Genomic DNA, 3,751 nt, shown 5'->3' with positions numbered 1-3,751 from the left:
GGACGCTGGAAGACGCTACGCCACACGACCGCCAGCCCCCGCCGAATCGGCGACATCATCGCCGCAGCCCTGCACCTGACCCATTTCGAGTACAAGTACCTACCGCAAAGTCGTTGAGATCACTTTACTGCCAGTCTTGATGAGCTGAGGCGAAGGGTCGGTCGATATCGCAGGCAGTCGATCGCACCTGAGGAAGATGCCTATATCGGCTGCATCTTCGTCAGGGATTCCGTCTTCTTTCCTGCGGGGTCGATGGTTGGTCCGCCGCCCGACTTTGCCTCGAACCTGGTCCAGGGAAAGAGCTATGATCTTGCTAATCCGTCGGCAGTGGACTATTTCACCCCGTTGATTCGTCGTCTGCTCGGAGTGGCGGTCGAGGTTGACCACAGTCGGCCGTGGCATCGCCCCGGGCCGGTTTACGGTGACCCCAGGCTCGTGCCGCAGCGTCTCGGCCAGCAATCCTTCAAGGCTGTCGTGCTTGGAGCGTACGGACGGCGCTGCGCCATCACGGACAGTCGGGTCCAGCCCGTGTTACAGGCCGCGCACATTCGTCCGCTGCCATTGGGTGGCGAGCATCGCGTGGACAACGGGCTGCTGCTCAAGTCCGATGTGCACATCCTCTTCGACCGCGGCTATCTCGGCGTGGATCCTAAGCATCGGCTCGTTGTGAGCCCTCGCCTCCGGAGCGAGTTCGGTAATGGTGACCAGTTCTATGCCAAGGCGGGGACACAGATCGCCTTGCCGGAACGGCGCCGGGACCGACCGAACGTCGAGTTCCTTGAGTGGCACCTGGATACGGTTTTCAAGGCCTGATTCGGTGCCACTGCGGCTGCCGTGCGCCCACCAGCCATCACCCGATACCGAAAGCCGCCCCGGTACGCCGGGTCCCGCGACTTCCGTGGCCGCTCCATCCCGTCCTGACCCGAGATCTTGGACAGTTCCCGTTACGCCAGAACGGAAACTGTCCAAGATCTCGGACGGATTAAACAATCAACGCCATTGTGCGAGGCTCGCAACGGGTCGGCGCACCCCGCGAGTGCTGGGGCAGCGTGTTGGCGGGGGTGAATCAATGCTAGGTCGGACGAGTGAGTTCAATTTCGTCGCCGGGTAGAACTTCGACCCCGCCCGCGGCATCGCGGACCTCTAGGACGGGCACGCCCTCGTCGAGTTGAAGGTCGCGCCGCTCGGCTCCGGTCGGCATCCGGGCGATCGCCGAGCTGCCGGCGGCAAGTTCGATCCTTCGGCGCTCGGTGATCTCCCGAACGTAGCTGCCGTGTCCGCGCACCGTGCGAATCAGGCCCTCGGAGCGTAGGAGCGAGACGCTCATCCGAACCGCCTCTCGGCCGATTCCGTACTCCTGCGTCAGTCGCGCCTCGCTCGGAAGGGCGCTCCCTGGTTCCAGATCGCCGGATTCGATCCGTTGCCTGAGCAGGTCGGCGAGCTGCACATAGACCGGCGTGTGCGAGCGCGGATCGATAGACATAAGGCATCAGCCTTGTTCCCCCGTGGCCAGGGCTGGTTGTGCCCCCGAGCCCCTGTCCGTATAGTCGCAGTCGCAATCGGTGTGCGGACGGCAACCCAGACGTTGTCCGTCGCCGGTGAGTTGTGCTCTGTTGCCGTACTGCCCGGTGGCTGCGGTGGCAGGGCGGTGGGCACCCGCCTGCCCGGGCCGGCGGGTGCCCACCTTCCACCAGGAACCCGCAACGGGAGGAACACATCGTGCGAATCTTCCGGCGCGTCGGCCGGCGCATGCGGGCCGGTCGGCCAGGGGCGATCCGGCAGGCCAGCAAGCCGGCCAACTATCGGTCAGCGGTCTACCTGCCGTTGCGCCCCTGGCAGGTGCGGGAGCGACGGTTCCGGCATACCCGGTTCGGTCGGCGCGGGCTGGATCCGGTCGAGGTGCAGGAGTTCCTCGACCGGGTGGCTGACGATCTGTCCGCCGTCTATGACGCGCTGGGCACCAGCCGGCAGGAGGCAGCCCGGATCAAGGACGCGCTGCGCCGCTGGCAGTCCGAGCATGCCCGCCGAGCCAACGCGGGGGAGCGGTAATGATGGTCGACCGGCAGCGCTTCGTCATCCATCTACCGGTGGTCGCCGGGGACCTGATCGGCGCCGTACGCCTGGCCCGGGTGGTGGCCCGCTGGTCGAGCCTGCTTGCCCACACCGATCCCGGCGAGACCACCGTCTCGGCCGAGGACGACCAGGGCGTACGCCATCGGGTCTTTTGCGACCTGCGACTGCCCGGCGGCTGGCGCTGCCTGCTGCGGGTCGACCACGACGGGCCGTGTGCCCGGCGGCTGCCCCGGTGAGCGGGTCGCCGTCCGGACGGTTCGTGTCCATGCCTGGGGGCGTCGGAGGGTTGGTGGTTTCGCCCGTTAGTCGAACCGTGAGCGGTGCCTGGCAATGCTCCGGCTCGTTCGTGACTCTGGTCAGCTGATGTAGTGCAGGATCACGTTGTGCACGTGGTGGCTCTTCTGGTCACCCCGGAACTCCACCTCGTAGGTGTGCGTGCCGACGTGGATGGCGATGGCGCCGGTGGAGAAGAACGACCCGCCCCACGACTTGTTGCTGACCACGCTCACGCTGGTGATCTTCGAGTACGGGATGCTGGTGATCGCGTACCGCTTGCCGATGAAGGAGCGGTCCTGGATGATCACGCGCCGGTCGGTCAGCCCGATGAACCCGGTGCCGGTGCCGACGGCGTCGTAGACGGCGATGATCTGTTCCCCGTCCAGCAGGCCGCTCTGGATCTGCTGGAACTGCTCCTTGCGGTCGTACGTCGCGTTGGCCATGGACCCCACGGTAGGTCGCCCGCGCCAGCCGCAAGATCCGGCGGCGTCAGTTCGGACGGCCGTCGCCCGGCTCGGCCACCGCACGGTACGCGTCCTCGATGCGGGCAGCCAGCAATACCTCACCCTCGGTGAGGGGGGTGCTGTCGTGGCCGACGCAGATCTGGGTGTGGTCGGCGCGCCGGCTGATCTCCGGCCGCAGGTGCAGCGCGTCGGCGACCACCTTGACCCGTTCGGTCAGCGCCGCGTGCTGCGTGTCGTCGATGACGAGTGTGCGGCGGATCTGCTCGCCCTCCCGGGTCCACCCGTTCAGTAGAGTGAGGGCGTCGCTGAGGTAGTCGAGCTTGGCCCGACCGCCGAACAGCGCACGCATTACCGCACCTCCCAGGCTTCGTTGCCGGCTTGTGGCCAAATCGTCGCCGCCCCGTGTCTTGTCGGTGCCCCTAGTCTTACGCCGCAACGGAGGGTGTGTCCACGCCCACACTTCCGGGTATTCCTGGCCTGACGGTCGGCCAAGCTACCCAAACCGCCGATTGATCTGGCACGCTGGACGGCCGTGTGGACCGAACGGGCGAATGGCGGCGGACAGGCCGCCCGGCGGGACCTGAAGGTGATCGTCGGTGCGGCCATCATCGAGGACGGGCGGGTGCTGGCCTGTGCCCGGTCCGCTCCGCCCGAGGTGGCGGGCATGTGGGAGTTCCCCGGCGGCAAGGTCGAACCGGGCGAGAGCGAGACGGCGGCGCTGGTCCGCGAGTGCGCCGAGGAACTCGCCGTACGCGTCGAGATCGGCGAGCGGGTCGGCCGCAACGTCCGGATGGCGCACGGCCGGTCGGTGCTCAAGGTGTACGCGGCCCGCCTGCTGTACGGCGACCAGCCCACGGCGCTGGAGCACTCCGCGCTGCGCTGGCTCTCCGCCGACGAACTGGACACCGTCACCTGGCTCCCCGCCGACGCCCCCATCG

At 67.3% G+C, this 3,751-nt stretch carries 7 protein-coding genes; 4 read left to right on the top strand and 3 right to left on the bottom strand.

Translation table 11 applies throughout. The features are described 5' to 3' along the window. Positions 1 to 252: 252 nt before the first annotated feature. Complete coding sequence (locus C1I95_RS32595; protein WP_233514029.1) at positions 253 to 813, top strand: HNH endonuclease; 561 nt, start codon at positions 253 to 255, stop codon at positions 811 to 813. Positions 814 to 1,072: 259 nt separating this feature from the next. Here the strand turns inward: C1I95_RS32595 and C1I95_RS32590 are convergent, their stop codons facing one another. Next, on the bottom strand, positions 1,073 to 1,483 hold the full coding sequence (locus tag C1I95_RS32590; RefSeq protein ID WP_111219793.1) for a GntR family transcriptional regulator: 411 nt from the start codon (positions 1,481 to 1,483) through the stop codon (positions 1,073 to 1,075). 236 nt (positions 1,484 to 1,719) lie between these two features. Here C1I95_RS32590 and C1I95_RS32585 point away from each other — a divergent pair, with 236 nt between their 5' ends. Next, positions 1,720 to 2,049, top strand: a complete 330-nt coding sequence (locus tag C1I95_RS32585; RefSeq protein ID WP_438941360.1) for a DivIVA domain-containing protein — start codon at positions 1,720 to 1,722, stop codon at positions 2,047 to 2,049. A gap of 2 nt (positions 2,050 to 2,051) precedes the next feature. Beyond that, on the top strand, positions 2,052 to 2,309 hold the full coding sequence (locus tag C1I95_RS32580; RefSeq protein WP_111219799.1) for a hypothetical protein: 258 nt from the start codon (positions 2,052 to 2,054) through the stop codon (positions 2,307 to 2,309). Between the two features lie 120 nt (positions 2,310 to 2,429). Here the strand turns inward: C1I95_RS32580 and C1I95_RS32575 are convergent, their stop codons facing one another. Both C1I95_RS32575 and C1I95_RS32570 read right to left on the bottom strand, forming a co-directional pair. Then, positions 2,430 to 2,792: a PH domain-containing protein gene (locus C1I95_RS32575; RefSeq protein WP_111219789.1), complete on the bottom strand. Its 363-nt coding sequence runs from the start codon at positions 2,790 to 2,792 to the stop codon at positions 2,430 to 2,432. A gap of 46 nt (positions 2,793 to 2,838) precedes the next feature. Further along, positions 2,839 to 3,162 carry a 4a-hydroxytetrahydrobiopterin dehydratase gene (locus C1I95_RS32570; RefSeq protein WP_111219787.1) on the bottom strand — a complete coding sequence of 108 codons (324 nt, stop codon included), beginning with the start codon at positions 3,160 to 3,162 and terminating at the stop codon, positions 2,839 to 2,841. Positions 3,163 to 3,345: 183 nt separating this feature from the next. Here C1I95_RS32570 and C1I95_RS32565 point away from each other — a divergent pair. After that, the coding region (locus C1I95_RS32565) for a (deoxy)nucleoside triphosphate pyrophosphohydrolase (protein ID WP_111219797.1) at positions 3,346 to 3,751 on the top strand (406 nt) is incomplete at its 3' end.

Origin of the sequence: Micromonospora craterilacus (assembly GCF_003236315.1) — a bacterium.
Classification (GTDB): Bacteria; Actinomycetota; Actinomycetes; order Mycobacteriales; family Micromonosporaceae; genus Micromonospora; species Micromonospora craterilacus.
This window is presented reverse-complemented; position numbering and strand designations above follow the sequence as displayed.